17 protein-coding genes are annotated in these 16,674 nt (G+C 74.2%); 8 read left to right on the forward strand and 9 right to left on the reverse strand.

Annotated elements, in window-relative coordinates:
- Positions 1-41 precede the first annotated feature (41 nt).
- Positions 42-944, reverse strand: coding sequence for a cation diffusion facilitator family transporter (locus ABD979_RS02780; protein ID WP_345505908.1), 903 nt, complete (start codon positions 942-944; stop codon positions 42-44).
- Entirely contained in the window at positions 941-1,321 is a 381-nt protein-coding gene (locus ABD979_RS02785) for an ArsR/SmtB family transcription factor (protein ID WP_345505909.1), read from the reverse strand. The genes ABD979_RS02780 and ABD979_RS02785 overlap by 4 nt, the downstream gene beginning before the upstream one ends.
- Before the next feature lie 86 nt (positions 1,322-1,407).
- Between ABD979_RS02785 and ABD979_RS02790 the strand changes: the two genes are divergently transcribed.
- Both ABD979_RS02790 and ABD979_RS02795 read left to right on the forward strand, forming a co-directional pair.
- Entirely contained in the window at positions 1,408-2,388 is a 981-nt protein-coding gene (locus ABD979_RS02790; protein ID WP_345505910.1) for a DUF389 domain-containing protein, read from the forward strand.
- Positions 2,388-3,413, forward strand: coding sequence for a hypothetical protein (locus ABD979_RS02795; RefSeq protein WP_345505911.1), 1,026 nt, complete (start codon positions 2,388-2,390; stop codon positions 3,411-3,413). Before ABD979_RS02790 ends, ABD979_RS02795 begins: the two co-directional genes overlap by 1 nt.
- Here the strand turns inward: ABD979_RS02795 and ABD979_RS02800 are convergent.
- Both ABD979_RS02800 and ABD979_RS02805 read right to left on the reverse strand, forming a co-directional pair.
- A complete protein-coding gene (locus tag ABD979_RS02800; protein WP_345505912.1) occupies positions 3,346-4,038 on the reverse strand; it encodes a hypothetical protein in 693 nt (230 codons plus the stop codon). The genes ABD979_RS02795 and ABD979_RS02800 overlap by 68 nt on opposite strands.
- A gap of 127 nt (positions 4,039-4,165) precedes the next feature.
- Positions 4,166-4,561: a DUF2237 family protein gene (locus ABD979_RS02805; protein WP_345505913.1), complete on the reverse strand. Its 396-nt coding sequence runs from the start codon at positions 4,559-4,561 to the stop codon at positions 4,166-4,168.
- A gap of 63 nt (positions 4,562-4,624) precedes the next feature.
- Between ABD979_RS02805 and ABD979_RS02810 the strand changes: the two genes are divergently transcribed.
- The 5 genes from ABD979_RS02810 to ABD979_RS02830 all read left to right on the forward strand — a co-directional run bounded on the left by ABD979_RS02810 (position 4,625) and on the right by ABD979_RS02830 (position 10,116).
- On the forward strand, positions 4,625-5,059 hold the full coding sequence (locus ABD979_RS02810) for a hypothetical protein (RefSeq protein ID WP_345505914.1): 435 nt from the start codon (positions 4,625-4,627) through the stop codon (positions 5,057-5,059).
- The gene (locus ABD979_RS02815) at positions 5,052-7,169 is read left to right on the forward strand and encodes a penicillin acylase family protein (RefSeq protein WP_345505915.1); all 2,118 of its coding nucleotides are present in this window, start codon (positions 5,052-5,054) and stop codon (positions 7,167-7,169) included. Before ABD979_RS02810 ends, ABD979_RS02815 begins: the two co-directional genes overlap by 8 nt.
- A gap of 134 nt (positions 7,170-7,303) precedes the next feature.
- Complete coding sequence (locus ABD979_RS02820) at positions 7,304-8,578, forward strand: hypothetical protein (RefSeq protein WP_345505916.1); 1,275 nt, start codon at positions 7,304-7,306, stop codon at positions 8,576-8,578.
- Between the two features lie 67 nt (positions 8,579-8,645).
- Positions 8,646-8,987: a hypothetical protein gene (locus tag ABD979_RS02825; protein WP_345505917.1), complete on the forward strand. Its 342-nt coding sequence runs from the start codon at positions 8,646-8,648 to the stop codon at positions 8,985-8,987.
- Between the two features lie 46 nt (positions 8,988-9,033).
- Positions 9,034-10,116: a DNA polymerase IV gene (locus ABD979_RS02830; RefSeq protein ID WP_345505918.1), complete on the forward strand. Its 1,083-nt coding sequence runs from the start codon at positions 9,034-9,036 to the stop codon at positions 10,114-10,116.
- Here ABD979_RS02830 and ABD979_RS02835 read toward each other — a convergent pair.
- Positions 10,097-10,552: a MarR family winged helix-turn-helix transcriptional regulator gene (locus ABD979_RS02835; RefSeq protein WP_345505919.1), complete on the reverse strand. Its 456-nt coding sequence runs from the start codon at positions 10,550-10,552 to the stop codon at positions 10,097-10,099. The two genes, ABD979_RS02830 and ABD979_RS02835, sit on opposite strands and share 20 nt — an antisense overlap.
- 146 nt (positions 10,553-10,698) lie before the next feature.
- Between ABD979_RS02835 and ABD979_RS02840 the strand changes: the two genes are divergently transcribed.
- Positions 10,699-11,886, forward strand: a complete 1,188-nt coding sequence (locus ABD979_RS02840; protein ID WP_345505920.1) for an MFS transporter — start codon at positions 10,699-10,701, stop codon at positions 11,884-11,886.
- A gap of 82 nt (positions 11,887-11,968) precedes the next feature.
- Here the strand turns inward: ABD979_RS02840 and ABD979_RS02845 are convergent, their stop codons facing one another.
- The 4 genes from ABD979_RS02845 to ABD979_RS02860 all read right to left on the reverse strand — a co-directional run bounded on the left by ABD979_RS02845 (position 11,969) and on the right by ABD979_RS02860 (position 16,628).
- The gene (locus tag ABD979_RS02845) at positions 11,969-13,267 is read right to left on the reverse strand and encodes a sugar ABC transporter permease (protein ID WP_345505921.1); all 1,299 of its coding nucleotides are present in this window, start codon (positions 13,265-13,267) and stop codon (positions 11,969-11,971) included.
- Positions 13,264-14,079, reverse strand: a complete 816-nt coding sequence (locus ABD979_RS02850; RefSeq protein ID WP_345505922.1) for an ATP-binding cassette domain-containing protein — start codon at positions 14,077-14,079, stop codon at positions 13,264-13,266. The genes ABD979_RS02845 and ABD979_RS02850 overlap by 4 nt, the downstream gene beginning before the upstream one ends.
- A gap of 157 nt (positions 14,080-14,236) precedes the next feature.
- Entirely contained in the window at positions 14,237-15,334 is a 1,098-nt protein-coding gene (locus ABD979_RS02855) for an ABC transporter substrate-binding protein (RefSeq protein WP_345505923.1), read from the reverse strand.
- Positions 15,335-15,431: 97 nt separating this feature from the next.
- The gene (locus ABD979_RS02860) at positions 15,432-16,628 is read right to left on the reverse strand and encodes an ROK family transcriptional regulator (RefSeq protein WP_345505924.1); all 1,197 of its coding nucleotides are present in this window, start codon (positions 16,626-16,628) and stop codon (positions 15,432-15,434) included.
- Positions 16,629-16,674 lie beyond the last annotated feature (46 nt).

Below are 16,674 nucleotides of genomic sequence, written 5' to 3' on the forward strand. Positions count from 1 at the left end.
GGACCCTGTCGGTCCCGCCCCTCGCCGTCAAGCGTCGCGGGTCACCAGTCGGCGCCCTGGCAGCGGGAGCGGTCGGTCGTCTCCACCTGCAGGGTGGCGTGCGCGACGTGGAACCGGTCGCGCAGCATCCGGCTGGCGGCCTCGAGCACCTCGGGCCCGGCGCCCGGGTCGGTGGTGACGACGTGGACGGTCGCGACGTCCATGCCCGACGTGAGGGTCCACACGTGCAGGTCGTGCACCTCGGTGACCCCCGGCACCTCCTCCAGGGCGCCGAGCAGCTCGGTCGGCTCGATGCCCGACGGTGCGTGTTGGCCGAGCACGGCCACGACCTCGCGGCCGAGGCCGACGGCCCGGACCGCGACGAAGACCGCGATGGCGAGCGCCACGGCGGTGTCCCACCACGCGCTGCCGGTGGAGCGCACGAGCAGGGCGGCGGCGACGACGCCGAGCGAGCCCACCGTGTCGGCCACGACCTCGAGGTAGGCGCCGCGGACGTTGAGGCTCTCGGCGGCGCCACCCCGCAGGAGGAGCAGCGCGACGACGTTGACGACGAGGCCGATCGCGCCGACGACGAGCATCGTGCCCGAGGCGATCTCGGGGGCGGCGCCGATGCGCCCGACCGCCTCGACGGCGATGTAGACCGACACGGCGAGCATGAGCAGGACGGCGAGTCCCGAGGCGAAGACCTCGGCGCGGTAGGAGCCGAAGGTGCGTCGTCCGGTCGTGTCGGGACGGGTGGCGATGCGCGTCGCGACGAGGGCGGCGCCGAGCGTCACGACGTCGGCGGCCATGTGGCCGGCGTCCGACAGCAGCGCGAGCGATCCCGACACGAGGCCGGCGACGAGCTCGACGCCGAAGTAGGCCCCGACGAGGCCGAAGGCGACCGCCAGGCGCCACCGGTGGCGACCGGCCGCGTGGTGGGCGTGGCCGTGGCCGTGGCTCACCGGACGGCCCCGTCGTGCAGGGCGTGCTCCCGCGTCACGTCGAGCAGCAGGCGGACGTGGGCGTCGGAGAGCCGGTAGAAGATGTTGCGACCCTCGCGACGGCCGGTGACGACACCTGACGCGCGCAGCAGCCGGAGCGCCTGCGACACGGTGGCCTCGGCCGTGGCGGTGGCCGCGGCGAGGTCGCACACGCAGAGCTCGCCGGCCTCGAGGAGGGCGTAGAGCAGGCGGGCCCGGGTGGGGTCGCCGATGAGCTTGAACACGCTCGTGACGCGGGCCAGCTCGCCCTCGTCGGGCGCGTGGGCCGCGGCCAGGGCGACCTTCTCGGGGTGCACGTGCGAGGTCGCGCACCCGTCGAGACCGGTGACGGTCGTCATGCTCATCCCTTCATCTGATCGGATGATCAGATGTCACTGTGTCGTCCGTCGAGACCGGGTGTCAAGCGGGCGGCAGACTGTCGCCCATGCTGAGACTGACCGTCACGATCCCGGCCGAGCTGACCGACCGGGTCACCGAGGTGCTCGCCGACTCCACGGCCGTCAGCACGCTCTCGGTGATCCGCGGCGCCGCGCTGCGCCCCGTCGGCGACGTCGTGCACGCCGACGTCGCCCGCGAGGGTGCGAACGTGCTCGTCGACCGGCTGCGCGACCTCGGCGTGCACCGCGAGGGCACGCTGCAGATCGAGCCCGTCACGACCTGGGTCTCGCGCCGCGGCTTCGAGGCCGACGAGGAGACGCCGGGCAGCAGCTCGGACGCCGTCGTCTGGGCCCAGGTCGCGCAACGCTCCTACGACGACAGCGAGCTCAACTGGACGTTCCTGTCGTTCATGTCGCTCGCCACCCTCATCGCCGGGATCGCCATTGTGCTCGACTCCCAGATCCTCGTCATCGGCGCCATGGTGCTCGGGCCGGAGTTCGGCGCGGTCGCCGCGCTCGGGGTCGCCCTCGTGCGACGGCGCACCCTGCTGCTCGCCGTCGCGGCGCGGGCGCTGCTCGTCGGCTTCGGCGTGGCCATCGCCGTCACCGCGGTGGCCGGGCTCGCCGCACGGGCCCTCGGGTGGGTGACGATCGACGACATCAGCGGCCCCCGGCCCGCCACCGCCTTCATCTACACGCCGGACAAGTGGTCGTTCATCGTCGCGGTGCTCGCGGCGGCGGCCGGGGTGCTGTCGCTGACCTCGGCGAAGGTCGGCGGGCTGAGCGGGGTCTTCATCTCCGTCACGACGGTGCCCGCCGCCGGCAACGTCGCCCTCGGCCTGGCCTTCGGCGCGTGGGACGAGGTGCGCGGCAGCGGCCTGCAGCTCGTGGTCAACCTCGTCGGCATGGCGCTCGCGGGGTGGCTCACCCTCGCGCTCCAGCGCGCCGTGTGGTCGCGCGTGCCGGCGCCGCGCTCGCACTCGCGGCTCAGCCGTCGCATCCACGCCGACCCGCCGACCCGCTCGTGATGACCCCGCCGCCGGGCCTCGATCCCGGCCGGATCGTGACGGCCCTGCGCGATCGGTGGGGCATCGACGTGGTCACCCTGACGTATGCCGCCGTCGGCTTCGGCGGCCACCACTGGCGCGCCGTGGACGCGGCGGGCGTCCCGTGGTTCGTCACGCTCGACGTCGACGTCCCCGGCGGGCCGCTGCGCGCCGCCCTCGGCTCGGCGCGCGCGCTCGCGGACGCCGGCCTCGCCTTCGTCGTGGCCCCGGTCCCGAGCCGCGACGGCGAGGTCGTCGTCGACCTCGGCACGACCGGTTGGCTCTCGGTGACTCCGTGGCTCGACGTCACCCGCACCCCCGAGCCGGGGGTGCAGGACCGCGGCGACCGCGACGCCGTGGTCTCGGCGCTCGCCCGCCTGCACGCGCGCACCGACGTCGTGGCGGGAACGGCCGGCCGCGACGACCTGTGCGTGCCGGAGCGTGACCGTCTCGAGCGCGCGATGACGGGCACCCTGCCCTGGGCGGGCGGCCCAAGTGCAGACCGGCCGTATGCCGATCGCGCCGCCCGCGCGCTGGCCGCCGCGGCCGCGGTGCTGCGGCCGGCGCTGGAGGAGTGGGACGCCGCCGCCGCGCGCGCCCGGCAGGACGCCGCCACGGACGGCGACGCCTGGGCGGTGACGCACGGCGAGCCGCACTGGCGCAACGTGCTCGTCGGCGCCGACGGCCTCCACCTCGTCGACTGGGACACGACCCTCGTCGCGCCGCGCGCCCGGGACCTGTGGCACGTGGCCGGCGCCGACGGAGCCGCCTCGCTCGAGGTGCTCGACGCCTACGCGCGCCACGCGGGGCGGGTGGTGCGACCGGAGGAGCTGCAGGCCCAGGCCCTGCGCTGGGACCTGACGGACGTCGCGCTCTACGTCCGCTGGTTCAGCGAGCCGCACGCCGACGACGCCGACAGCGCCACGGCGTGGCAGGGTCTCACCGAGGCGTTGGACTCGCTCGGGGCACGGGGGTCGAGGGGGACGGGGGAGCCGGCGGCACCGTGAACGTCGTCGACAGGGCGCCGTTGACGACCGACAGCAGCACGACGGTCTCCTGCCGGATCACGGCGTAGCGGCTCACCGCGACCGGTGACGAGGCCTCGGCCTCCCCCGAGGCGGCGTCGGCGAAGAGGCGCAGCGAGCCGACCCGGCCGTAGTAACTGGGCGGGTCCACGCCGGGCGGTGGCCCGTTCGCCTCGAGGCGCGCCAGCCGGCGGGACAGCTCGTCGAGCCGGACGGCTGCGGGCGCACCGCCGAGCGGCATCCGGTCGAGGGCGGCCACGTCGGCCACGAGGGCGGTGTAGTCGACGACGGCGCCCGCCCGGTCGAAGACCCGCGTCGTCGTCAGGGCGGGGCGCGGCAGGACCGTCACCGTGACCGCCGGGGTGGCCACGACGGTCGTCGTCCGCACGACGGTGGACGTGACGGTGACGGTGCGGGTGTCGACCTGGGTCACGACGACCGTGCTCGTCGGTGCACCCGTCGACGTGTTCGGTGGCGCGGGCGTGCCGGTCGAGGCGACCACCTGGCTCAGCTCGACGGCCGGGGTGCCGCTCGAGCAGCCGCCGAGCGCGAGGGCGCCGGCGAGCGCGACGAGCCCGATGGCTCCCGCAGCGGGGGCGCGGCGCACGGCGGCTCCAGGTGTCGACGGGGACGGTGGCTCGATTGTCGGCCCCGGACCGGCCCACGGGGGCCGAATGGGACCAATCAGGTTCGCGCCACGTCGGGGCGGCTTGCCGACCGCCGCGTCCGGGCCGTCAGAGCAGCGAGCTCGGGTCGTCGGGCACGTCGGCGGCATACGCCGTCAGCAGCTGCAGGGGCACGACCTCGAGCGCCTTCTCGTGGGTGCCGGCGAGCAGCACCGGTGCGGCCGCGCCGTCCTGGTGGGCCTGCAGCCAGCGGGCGGCCACGACGCACCAGCGGTCGCCGGGGGTGAGCCCGGGAAAGCGCCACTCCGGCCGGGGCGTGACGAGGTCGTTGCCGACCGAGCGCTGGTGCGCGAGGAACTCGGCCGTGACGACGACGCAGACGGTGTGGCTACCGCGGTCCTCGGGCCCCGTCGTGCAGTAGCCGTCGCGGTAGAAGCCGGTGAGCGGGTCGGTGCCGCAGGCCACGAGGTCGCCACCGAGCACGTTGCGTTCACGCGCTGCCATGGCTGCCAACCTAGCGGCCTCGCGGGCCCCGCGTCCGGAGGCTCCGCTCGCTAGGCTGAGGTCATGAGGGAGCACGACCAGGACTACGTCGACGCCTGCCGATCGCGGGTGGAGTCGCAGATCGGGATGTTCCGGGAGGTCGCCCAGGCCGCCCGCGACCACGGTGACGCCGACGTCTCCGGCCTCGAGGGCGCCCTCGAGTCGCTCGAGTACGAGTACTTCAACAACATGCTGCTCGTGCTCGACGCCTCCTTCCCGACGCCCGACGCGGGCCCCGGCACCGCCGTGGCGGAGGTGCGGGCGCTCTCGCGCTCGCTCATGGAGGACGGCGGCACGCTCGCGGTCGACCCCGAGGACCCCGACGCCCCGGCGCCCGGTGGTGGGGTGCTCGGACTGCGGGCCGGCGACCCGATCACGTTGACGCTGCAGCAGTTCCGCCGCATCTCCGACGCGTTCTTCCGCGAGATCGAGAGCCGCACCGCCCGCAGCGATGGGTGACCCCGCAGGGGTGCGCCGCGACGCGCTCGGCGTGCCCCACCTGCGCGCCGACGACGTCCTCGAGCTCGCGCACCTGCAGGGACGGGTGACGGCCCTCGACCGCGGCTGGCAGGTCGAGCACCACCGCTGGCGCATGGAGGGCCGCACGGCCGAGCACGTCGGGCGTGCCGGCCTGCCGTGGGACCGCTTCGCCCGGCAGGTGCGCCTCGAGCCGATCGTGCGGCGCTGCTTCGAGGGCCTCGACCCCGAGACGCGCGAGTGGCTCGCCGCCTACGTCGACGGCGTCAACGTCGCGCTCCCCGAGGGACTGGGCCACGCGCCCGAGATCGACGCGCTCGGCCTGCAGCCGTATGCCGCCCGCCCCCGACCGTGGGAGCCGTGGACGCCGCTCGGCATCTTCTGGGGCATCCACCTGCTCTTCGGCACGTTCCCCGGCAAGCTCTTCAACGCGCACGTCGCCGACCGGCTCGGGCCGTCGTTCCTCCCGCTCTTCGACGCCGAGGGCGCCGACGGCTCGGGCAGCAACGCGTGGGTGATCGGCGGGTCGCGCACGGCCGGCGGCCTGCCGCTCGTGGCCGGCGACCCGCACCGCACCATCGAGCTGCCCGGCTGCTACCAGCAGGTGGGGCTCGCCTGCCCGGGCATCGACGTCGTCGGCTTCACCTTCCCCGGCGTGCCCGGCGTGCAGCACTTCGCGCACGCCGGGTCGGTCGCCTGGGGCATCACGAACGCGATGGCCGACTACCAGGACCTCACCCTCGAGACGCTGCGGGTCCTCGACGGTCCGGGTGGACGGCGGTTCGAGGCCCGCGGGCTGCAGGGCTGGGAGCCGGTCGAGGCCAGCACCGAGTCGATCGCGGTGCGGGGGGAGCAGCCCGAGGTGGTGCCGGTGGTCGTCACCGCCCGCGGACCGGTCGTGACCGGCCTCGAGGGGGAGCTGGAGCGCGCGGAGGGTGGCGTCCCTGACGGGAACCCGCCGGCATACAGCCTGCGAACCCCCACGCAGGTCGAGCACGACCTCGGCTTCGCCGCGCTGCTGCCGCTGCTGCGGGCGCGGACGGTCGACGACGTCGAGGCGGCGCTCGCGCACTGGGTCGAGCCGGTCAACAGCGCCCTCGTCGCCGACGACACCGGCGCGATGCGCCACCTCGTCGTCGGGCGCGTGCCCGACCGCGACGCGGCGGGGCTCGCGCTGCCGTTGCCCGCGTGGGACCCGCGGCACGCCTGGCGCGGCTACCGCACCGTGCCCGCCGAGGTGGTGGCCGACGTCGCGGTGAGCGCCAACGACCGGGCCAGCGGCGGCGGCCTCGGCGCGGAGTACGCGACGCCGTTCCGAGCGGAGCGGATCCGGGCGCTCGTCGGTGAGCGCACGGGGCTCACGGCCGACGACTGCGCGGCGATCCACGTCGACACCCGCAACGGGCAGGCCGACCTCATGCGCGAGCTCGTCGGGGCGTGCGTGCCCGAGGCGCTGGGCGAGCCCGCCCGCGCGGTGCGTGACGCGCTGCTCGCCTGGGACGCCCACAGCGACGCCGGCAGCCACGGTGCGGCGCTCTTCGCCGGCTGGCGCACGGCCCTCGTGCGCTGGCTCGCCGCGCACCCGGTGCTCGCCCCGATCGCCGGACCCAGCGCGCACTCGCCGCTCTTCGCGTCGTGGACCGACGTGCCGACCCGGGTCGGGGCCGGGTGGCAGGCGATGGCGGTGCTCGGCCCGCCGCACGGCATCGCCGTCGGCGAGGGGGTGCGGCACGCCCTCGAGCACGTCGCTGCCTCGATCAGCCCGAGTCAGGTGTGGGGCGAGCGGCACTGGCTCGACCCGGTGCATGCCCTCGACCCCGTCGGCGAGACGGCGGGCGCGCGGCCGACCCCGCGGCGTCGACCGGTGAGCGGCGACAAGGGCTGCGTGCTCGCCGCCGCGAGCGCGCCGGGCTCGACCGAGCGCTGCTACGGCGGTCCCGTGGCGCGCTACGTCTGGGACCTCGCCGACCGGAGCGCGAGCCGCTGGGTCGTCCCGTTCGGGGCGTCCGGCCGGGCGGGCGAGGCGAGCTTCGAGGACCAGACCGACGCGTGGCTGGGGGGGGTGCTGCTCCCCGTCGACGATCCGCTCTGATCGGGAAAAGTCGGGACTTTACTCGACACTTACCATTCCCAGTGCAGTGGATGACGGTTCAACGTACAGTTATGGGGTAAAGGCACCGTTTTGCCCCTTGGTGTCGCTGCGCGAACGCAGGAGAGGTGAGTCAGGTGACCACGAGCATCGTCCCGGCACCCCACGACCCGTCGCGCCCCGGCCCGGCGACGGCCGAGCTCGACCGGTGGGTGCAGGACCCGTCGTGGCCCGTGCCGCCCCGCGGCTGGCACCTCTGGGCCGCGGCCGGCGCCTCGGCCGCGAGCGAGCACGAGCCCTCCTTCACCCTGCCGGCACGCCCCGGCGCGGGTCGTGAGCGCGTCGACCTGCTGGCCGACCGCGAGCCGCGTCCGCTGCCCGAGGGCACCGTGCCCGGATTCGCGATCCTCGCCTGCCTCGTCCTCTTCGCCTTCCTCGTCGGGGGCGCGACCGGTGGCCTCGTCGTGCTCGGCGTGGCCCCGCTGCTCGCCGCGGTCGCCGCCCTCGTGACCGGTGGGGTCTCGCTCCTGCCCGTCGGCGGACGCCGCGGCGCCGGACTGCTGCTCGGCACGGCCGTGACGGCGCTCATCCTCGGCTCCGTCGTGACGAGCGACCGGCCGTCGCCCGTCAGCGACCTCGACGCGGCGATGATCGCGTCCGGCGCGCCGCGCCTGGCCGACACCGACCTGACCGACCCCCAGCCGACCGACCCCGAGCCGGCCGGCGCCGACGCCGCCCCGGCCGCCGCGTCCGCCCCGGCCGCCTCGAAGGGAACCGAGGGTGCCGGCGTCGTCGCGTCTCCTGCGCCCGTGCCCTCGGCCGGCGCGTCGCGACCTGCTCCGCACGCGGCGACGGGTGCCGGCTCGGCGTCGACGACGCCTCGCGCCACGAGCCGGCCCGCTGCGTCGCCCGCCCCGCAGTCCGCGCAGTCCGCGCGGCCCGCTGCGCCGGCCGCGTCCGCCCCGGCGGTCGCCGCGCCCGGAGGCGCCACTCGTCCCGGGGTGGTGAGCCGTCCGGCCACGCGCCCGTCGGTGCCCACGCTGGCGTCCGACGCCCTGGAGCCCCGGCCGGCTGCCGCGGCCGCACCGGCCAGGGACGCGGCCCGGCCGGCGACGAGCGCGCCCGGCACGGCCGAGCCCGCCACGGCGAAGCCGGCCAAGAGCAAGCCGGCGAAGAGCAAGCCGGCGACGAGCAAGCCGGCGAAGAGCAAGCCGGCCAAGAGCAAGCCGGCCAAGAGCAAGCCGGCCAAGAGCAAGCCGGCCAAGAGCAAGCCCGCCAAGAGCAAGCCCGCCAAGGCGAAGTCCCAGCCGGCCAAGGTCAAGCCCGCGAAGGGCACGCCCGCCAAGCCGATCCGTCCCGGCGCGGGACCGGGCGGGGCGGCCCACGCGGTCACGGACCGCACGGCGCCCTGAGCGGCTCCGCGCGAGGCCGGGGACGCCGGCACCGCGCGTGTGCGACAGTGACCCCGTGCACTCCTCGATGACCCGCGCCACTATCATCTGGTTCGTCGGCGCCGCGGTCGTTGGGGCGGCCGCGGGTGGCCTCCACCTGCTCCGGTCGGACCTCGGCGGCGCGCACACCGGCACGCCGCTCATGGTCGGCGCCTACGGGCTGACCGCCCTGGCCGCGCTCATGCTCTACCACGGCGTCGTCGTCGCGGCCCGCGAGCAGGATGCCGCGGCCGGGCCGGAGCAGCCGCAGCAGGTCCAGAAGCCCAGGAAGCCCCAGTCGCAGCCGGGCGGCTCCCCGCCCGACCCGACCGTCTACACCTTCCGCGGTGGCAAGCCGGTGAGCGATCGCTCCCGGCCCCCGCGACCCTGACGACGGGCACCCTGACGACGGGCACCCTGACGGGCACAATGACGGGGTGAACGCCGGCGTCACCCCGTGGGTGCTGCACGTCGACCTCGACCAGTTCATCGCAGCGGTCGAGGTGCTGCGCCGTCCCGAGCTGGCCGGCCTGCCCGTCATCGTCGGGGGACGCGGCGACCCCACCGAGCGTGCCGTCGTGTCCACCGCGAGCTACGAGGCCCGGGCGCTCGGCGTCGGGTCGGGGATGCCGCTGCGGCTGGCCGCGCGCAAGGCGCCGGACGCCGTCATCCTGCCCGTCGACGCTGCTGCCTACACGGCCGCGTCGGAGCAGGTCATGGAGGCGCTGCGCGGCCTGGGCGTCGTCGTCGAGGTGCTCGGCTGGGACGAGGCCTTCCTCGGGGTGGCGACCGACGACCCGGAGGCCGTGGCGCACCGCGCGCGGGAGGCCGTGCTCGACGCGACCGGGCTGCACGCATCCGTCGGCATCGGCGACAACAAGGTGCGCGCGAAGATCGCGACGGGGTTCGGCAAGCCGCGCGGGGTCTTCCGGCTGACCCGGCACAACTGGTTCGAGGTCATGGGGGAGCGCCCGACGATCGACCTCTGGGGAGTCGGGTCGAAGGTCTCGAAGCGACTGGCCGGCCACGGCATCGCCACGGTGCGCGAGCTCGCCGACGCCGAGGAGGCCGTGCTCGTCGGTGAGTTCGGGCCGCGGATGGGCGTCTGGTACTCCCAGCTCGGCCGCGGCCTCGGCTCGGCCGTCGTCGACGACACCCCGTGGGTCGCGCGGGGCCACAGCCGCGAGACGACCTACCAGCACAACCTCACGACGCCCGAGCAGGTGCGCGAGGCCGTCGCCGAGCTCGCGTCGCAGGCGTTCGACGACACGAGGAAGGAGGGCCGGCCCGTCGTGCGGGTGACGCTCAAGGTGCGCTACGCACCGTTCTTCACGCAGACGCGGGCCCGCAAGCTCGCCGAGCCGACGAGCGAGCGGGCCACCGTCGTGGCGGCGGCCCTGCAGCTCGCCGCGGGCCTCGACCCCGAGCGCGAGGTGCGCCTGCTCGGCGTGCGGGCCGAGATGGTGATGCCCCCGGACGGCGACCCCGTCGAGCGGACGCCTATCCGCGGACGCCTCTGACGCCGTCGTGCAGGAACCCCACGATGGGGGCGAGCTCGGGCACCTCGCCGGCCGAGTCGAGCGACGTCTCGAGCACGGCGTCGTGCGTGGGGCGCGCCTCGCGGTAGAGCGCCCAGCCGGCGTCGGTGAGCTCGGTGTAGATGCCCCGGCGGTCGTCGGCGCACAGCACCCGGGTCAGCAGGCCACGGTCCTCGAGCCGGTTGACGAGCCGGGTCGTGGCCGACGAGGAGAGCGCGGCCGCGCGGGCGAGCTGCGACATGCGCATGTGCCACCCGTCCTGGCGGGAGAGGGCGTCGAGGACGGTGAACTCGACGACGGAGAGGGCGTGTCGACGCACGAGCTCGCGCTCGAGGGCGCTCTCGATGTGCGCGTGCAGCGCGGCGAGGGTGCGCCATCCCGAGGCGCGCACCTCGACGGCGGAGTCGGCGATTCCCATGCGCACCATCATAGCGCGCGTTTGCAATATGCCGCGTGTGCAACTAACGTCGCCGACGTCAAGTAGTTGCACACGCGGCATACCGGCGCGAGCAGGGAGGCTCGGACCGGCGTCACCGTCCCGTTCGGAAGGACTCGGAACCACTCATGCCTCTCGGTCTACTCGCCCTCGCTCTCGGCGGCTTCGGCATCGGCCTGACGGAGTTCGTCATCGCCGGCCTGCTCAGCACCGTCGCCGGCGACCTCGGGGTCAGCATCCCCACCGCCGGCTACCTCATCAGCGGCTACGCGCTGGCCGTCGTCGTCGGCGCCCTCGGGCTCACGCCGGTGCTCGGCTCGTGGCGGCCCAAGCGCGCGCTGCTCGTGCTCATGGTCCTCTTCGTCGCCGGCAACGTGCTCTCCGCCGTGGCCACCGGCTACGGCGTGCTCCTGCTGGGGCGCGTGGTCGCCGCACTCGCCCACGGCGCCTTCTTCGGCATCGGCTCGGTGCTCGCCGCCTCGCTCGTGCCGGCCGACCGCCGCGCCGGCGCGATCTCCGTCATGTTCGGTGGGCTCACCCTCGCCAACGTGCTCGGGGTGCCGCTCGGCACCTTCGTCGGCCAGCAGTGGGGCTGGCGCGCGACCTTCGCCGTCATCGCCGTGGTCGGCGTCGCTGCGGCGGCCGGCATCGCCGCCCTCGTCCCGGATGCCGCGGCCGAGCGCCGCGAGGCCGGGCTGCGCACCGAGCTCGCGGCGTTCCGCAGCGGCCAGGTGTGGTTCTCGCTCGGGATGACCGTGCTCGTCTTCGGCGGCATGTTCGGTGCCTTCATGTACGTCGAGCCGCTCCTGACCCGGGTCTCCGGCTTCGGCGAGTCGGCCGTGCCGTGGCTGCTCGTGCTCTTCGGCGTGGGCCTCTTCGCCGGCAACCTGCTCGGCGGCCGCTGGGCCGACCGGGCGCTGAACCGGACCCTCGTGTGGCTCACGCTGGCGCTCGCCGTGTCGCTCGTCGCCTTCGCGCTGCTCTCGGGCACCCGCCTCGGCTCGGCCGCCATGCTTCTCGCGATGGGCTTCTTCGGCTTCGCGACGGTGCCCGGGCTGCAGATGCGGGTGCTGGAGCACGCGACCGGCGCTTCGACGATGGCCTCGTCGGCCAACATCGCGGCCTTCAACGTCGGCAACTTCCTCGGTGTGTGGGTCTCCGGGCTGGCCATCGCGGCCGGTCTCGGCTGGACCTCCCCGCTGTGGGTGGGGGCGGCCTTCGCCGCGCTCGGCCTGCTCGTGCTCGGTCTCGCGGCCCGGGCGCAGCGCGCCCGGCCGGTGCGCGAGGACGTGCCCGAGCCGGCGCCCGTCGGCTGAGGAAAGCCGCGATCCCGGCAGCCTGGGCGGCTGCCGGGATCGTGGTGCGTGCGTGGTCGTGCGGGCGGGTGGTGCCGGAGCGTCAGGCGCGACCGTGGGCCGCGCGGCTGCGGCGGCTCAGGGCGTCGACGGTGACCGCGAGCAGCAGCACCGCGCCGGTGATCATGTAGCGCTCGGGCGAGCCGAGGTTGATCAGGGCGAGGCCGTTGCTGATCGACTGGATCACGAGGATGCCGAGCAGGGCGGCATACGCCGACCCGCGCCCGCCGAAGAGGCTGGTGCCGCCGATGACGGCCGCGGCGATGGCGTTGAGGTTCGTGTCCGCGCCGCCGCTGCTCTGGTTGGCGGCGGCCAGGCGGGCCGCCGCGAAGATGCCGCCGACCGCGGCGAAGCTCGAGCAGAGCGCGAACACGGTGAGGTAGACCCGGCGCACGTTGATGCCGGCTCGGCGGGCGGCCTCGACGTTGCCGCCGACGGCCATGACCGAGCGGCCCCAGCGCGTGCGGCGGATGGCGAAGTCCATGACGACGACCAGCGCGAGGAACACGAGGAACATCACCGAGACGCCACGGTCGCGGTTGAGCACGATGATCGGCACGACGAGGAAGAGGGCGAGGAAGCCCGAGCGGACGGCGATCATGCTGACCGGCGTCGTCGACAGGCCGGCCGCGTCGCGGCGGGCGTTCGCCCGCAGCCGGGCGAGGGCGAAGACGGCGACGGCGGCGAGGGCCAGCACGTAGGCGAGCGTCGCCGGCAGGAAGGTCTGCTGGGCGAACTTCACGAGGCCCGACTCGAACGGCAGGTTGATCGAGCCCTCGGCGCCGAGCACCTTCAGCTGCAGGCCGAGGAAGCCGAGCAGCCCCGCCAGGGTGATGACGAAGCTCGGCACGCCGAACCGCGTGTAGATCGCGCCGTAGGCGAGGCCGATGACGAAGGCGACGGCGACCGCGACGAGCAGCGCGAGCAGGACCGGCCAGCCGCGGTTGACGGTGCCGACGGCGACGATGGCGGCGGCGAGGCCGCTCACCGAGCCGACGGAGAGGTCGATCTCGCCGAGGAGCAGCACGAGCACGATGCCGATGGCGATGGTGCCGATGGCCGCGCTCTGGAGCGTGAGGTTGACGAGGTTGCGCGGTGAGAGGAAGGCGTCGTTGAGGCCCTGGAAGACGACCCAGATGATGACGAGGCCGATGACGACGGGCAGGGCGCCGAGGTCACCGCTGCGCAGCCGGGAGAAGAAGGCGCGCACGGTGCCGCCGACCCCACCGGCCTGGGCGATGAGCCGCTCGTCCTGGAGGTCCGCCGGCAGGGCGGCGGTCGCGGCGGTGGGGTCCGCGGGCTCGGCGGCGTCGCGGGTGGGGTCCGGAGTCGTGGTGCTCACTGCTGCTCCTCGCTCGGCGTCCGGCGCGAGGCGCGCTCGGACACGGCGTTCGTCGTGGCGCCGGTGATGGCGGCGATGATCTCCTGGGCGTTGGTCTGGCTCACGTCGAAGGTGCCGTTGTTGCGGCCCAGGCGCAGCACGCAGACCCGGTCGGCGACGGCCATGACGTCGCTCATGTTGTGGCTGATGAGGATGACGCCGTGGCCGTTCTCGCGCAGCCGCTCGACGAGGTTGAGCACCTCGGCGGTCTGGGCGACGCCGAGGGCGGCCGTCGGCTCGTCGAGCATGACGACCTTCGGGTCGCCGAGGAGCGAGCGGGCGATGGCGACGGTCTGGCGCTGGCCGCCCGAGAGGCTGGCGACGGGGATGCGCACCGACGGGATGCGCGCGGAGAGCTGGCGCAGCAGCCGCCACGACTCCTTCTCCATCGTCACCTCGTCGAGGGCCCGGCCGGAGTAGAGCTCGCGGCCGAGGAAGAGGTTGCCGACGACGTCGAGGTTGTCGCAGAGCGCGAGGTCCTGGAACACCGTGGCGATGCCGAGCTTCTGGGCCTCGGCCGGCGAGCTGACGGCGGCGGAGGCGCCGTCGAACTCCATGGTGCCGGAGTCGGGCGTGTAGACGCCGGCGATGGTCTTGACGAGCGTCGACTTGCCGGCGCCGTTGTCGCCGACGAGGGCGACGACCTCACCGGGCCGGACGTCGAAGTCGATGTTGGTGAGGGCCTGCACGGCGCCGAACCGCTTGGAGATGCCCCGCAGTGAGAGCACGGCCGTCTGCGTCGGTGCGGGTGGCGGTGAGGTGGTTGCGGTCATGTCCGTCCTTCGGATCTGTCGAGCGGGAGCGCGGTGCACGTCGGTCCCGGTGCGACGCCGGGTGGGTGGGCACGAGGATCCGTGCCCACCCACCCGGTCTACACCTTGCGTGTCGCGCGGGCAGGCGTATGCCTGCGGGTGGTGCGTCGGGCGCAGGTCAGCTGATGCCGGCGGCGGTGCAGGCGGCCGCGAAGGTGCTCGAGCAGATGTCGGACGTCTTGTAGATGCCGTCCTTGACGATCGTGTCCTTGATGTTGTCCTTGGTGACGGCGATCGGGTCGAGGATCGTGCTGGCGATGCCCTTGAAGTCCGTCGTCTTCTCGGGGGTCTGCTTGTTGGCGAGGGCGATCGCGGCCTTCGCGGCGGCCTCGGCCTCCGGCTTGATCGGCTTGTAGATCGTCATCGCCTGGTCGCCGGCGAGGATGCGCTGGATCGCGGCGAGCTCGGAGTCCTGGCCCGTGACGGGCGGGAGCGGGTTGACGCCGCCACCCTTGAGGGCCGCGATGGCGCCGCCCGCGGTGCCGTCGTTGGCCGCGTAGACGCCGACGAGGTTGCCCTTGACGGCCGAGATCTGCCCCTCCATCCACTGCTGGGCCTTGTCCGGGCTCCAGTCGGGGGTGTCGTACTCGGCGGCGATCTTGAAGCCGCTGCCGTCGAGGACGCTGTGCGCGCCGGACTTGAAGTCGGCGGCGTTGGGGTCGGTGGGCGAGCCGTTGATCATGACGACGTCACCGGAGGTCTTGCCGCTCTTCTTGACGAGGTCGACGAGCGTCTGGGCCTGGATCTTGCCGACCGTCGCGTTGTCGAAGGACACGTAGTAGTCGGCGCCGTCGATGAAGCGGTCGTAGGCGACGACGGGGACGCCGCTGCTCTTGGCGCTCGCGACGACCGAGGCGGCGGCCTTGCCGTCGACCGGGTCGAGGACGAGGACGTTGGCACCCTGGGTCAGGGCGGCCTCGGCCTGCTGCTGCTGCTTGCCGGCGTCCTGGTCGGCGTTGCTGTAGATGACCGAGCAGTCGGCGCAGGAGGCCTTGACGGCGGCCTCGAAGAGCGGACGGTCGAAGGTCTCGTAGCGCGTGGTCTTCGACTCGGGGAGCAGCAGGGCGATCTTCTTGCCACCGCCGGCAGCGGCGCCGCCGCTGCTGTTCGAGCCGGACGGGGTGTTGTCGCTGCTGCTGCCGCACGCAGCGATCGAGGTGAGGCCCAGGCCGGCCGCAAGGGCGATGCCGGCGAGGCGGGTGGAGCGTGCACGCATGGTTTGGAACTCCCTTGTTCAAGCGCCGGCATCCACGTTGGTGCGGCCCGTACTCCGGAGTAAAAGGCCTGCGACCCCTTGGCGTCAAGGCTTGAATTCAAGCCATGGACGTAATCGTTACCAAGTGGCCCTCGGTCGCGGCGTACAGCGTCTCGGCCGCGACGACGGCGCCCACGACGTCGGCGTCGGTCTGCAGCTCGGACTCCCGCACGACGAGAGAGGCCACGGCGCTGGGGATGGCGCTGCGCTCGAGGGCGCGCTGCATGGGGTCCGCGAGCACGTGCCCGACGAGCGAGAGCTGCCCGCCGAGCACGACGACCTCGGGGTTGAGCAGGTTGACGAGGCCCGCGAGCGCCACCCCGAGGTGCCGCCCGGCGTCCTCGATGACGCGCCGGCAGCCGGCGTCGCCGTCGATGGCCTTGGCGATGATGTCGCGCAGCGTCAGGCGCCCGTGCGAGCCGGCGAGGGCGTCGCTCAGGGCGTGCGCGCCGATGAACGTCTCGAGGCAGCCGCGGTTGCCGCACCGGCAGACGGGGCCGTGCTCGTCGATCGTCAGGTGCCCGATCTCGCCGGCCGTGCCCGCGATGCCGCGGAAGACCTCGCCCCCGAGCACGATCCCGGCCCCCACCCCGTAGGACAGCTTGATGTAGGCGCCGTTCTGAACCCCTTGCAGCGCACCGCATCTCAGCTCGCCGAGGGCTCCGAGGTTCGAGGTGTTGTCGACGGAGACGGGGGCTCCGACCCGGCCGCGCATCTCGTCGGCCACGTCGACGCCGCGCCACCCGGGCAGGATGCTCTCGGACCCGACCTGACCGCTCACGCTGTCGACGGGAGCCGGGATGCCGACGCCCACGGCCTTGACGTCGGGCATCGTCTTGCCGGCTTTCTCGACGAGGTCGTGGAGCAGGCGCGCGGCGCGCTCCATGCCCTCGTCGGCGTTGTGGTTCGCCGGCAGCGGCATGCGCTGGCGGCCGACGATGTCGCGCGGCCCGGTCGCGACGGCGACGCGCACGTCGCGGTCACCGAAGGCGATGCCGGCGAGCAGCGTGTTCCCGGTGGCGAGCGAGACGAGGACGGCCCGCCGCCCGTTGCGGATGCTCGGGGACAGCTCGAGCGCGCCCGCGCCGTCGAGCTCCTTGACCATGTTGGAGACCGTGGCGGGGCTGAGGCCGGTCGCCCCGGCGAGCTCGACCTGGGTCATCGCCCCCTGCTCGCGGAGGGCGTCGAGCACCCGCAGGCGGTTGGCTTCACGCAGAGATGCCTGCGAGCCGGGTGCCGCCTGCGATGGATTCACGGGGTAAAGATAAGCGGTTGTGTCCGCTCTTGGGTAGCCGTCCCGG

The organism is Terrabacter aeriphilus (genome assembly GCF_039542985.1).
Classification (GTDB): Bacteria; Actinomycetota; Actinomycetes; order Actinomycetales; family Dermatophilaceae; genus Terrabacter; species Terrabacter aeriphilus.

Bases quoted from the DNA above. Each gene is read 5' to 3' on its own strand.
- ABD979_RS02785 (WP_345505909.1), bottom strand. From the start codon at position 1,321: ATGACGACCGTCACCGGTCTCGACGGGTGCGCGACCTCGCACGTGCAC.
- ABD979_RS02790 (WP_345505910.1), top strand. From the start codon at position 1,408: ATGCTGAGACTGACCGTCACGATCCCGGCCGAGCTGACCGACCGGGTC.
- ABD979_RS02795 (WP_345505911.1), top strand. From the start codon at position 2,388: ATGACCCCGCCGCCGGGCCTCGATCCCGGCCGGATCGTGACGGCCCTG.
- ABD979_RS02805 (WP_345505913.1), bottom strand. From the start codon at position 4,561: ATGGCAGCGCGTGAACGCAACGTGCTCGGTGGCGACCTCGTGGCCTGC.
- ABD979_RS02810 (WP_345505914.1), top strand. From the start codon at position 4,625: ATGAGGGAGCACGACCAGGACTACGTCGACGCCTGCCGATCGCGGGTG.
- ABD979_RS02815 (WP_345505915.1), top strand. From the start codon at position 5,052: ATGGGTGACCCCGCAGGGGTGCGCCGCGACGCGCTCGGCGTGCCCCAC.
- ABD979_RS02825 (WP_345505917.1), top strand. From the start codon at position 8,646: ATGACCCGCGCCACTATCATCTGGTTCGTCGGCGCCGCGGTCGTTGGG.
- ABD979_RS02835 (WP_345505919.1), bottom strand. From the start codon at position 10,552: ATGGGAATCGCCGACTCCGCCGTCGAGGTGCGCGCCTCGGGATGGCGC.
- ABD979_RS02840 (WP_345505920.1), top strand. From the start codon at position 10,699: ATGCCTCTCGGTCTACTCGCCCTCGCTCTCGGCGGCTTCGGCATCGGC.
- ABD979_RS02850 (WP_345505922.1), bottom strand. From the start codon at position 14,079: ATGACCGCAACCACCTCACCGCCACCCGCACCGACGCAGACGGCCGTG.
- ABD979_RS02855 (WP_345505923.1), bottom strand. From the start codon at position 15,334: ATGCGTGCACGCTCCACCCGCCTCGCCGGCATCGCCCTTGCGGCCGGC.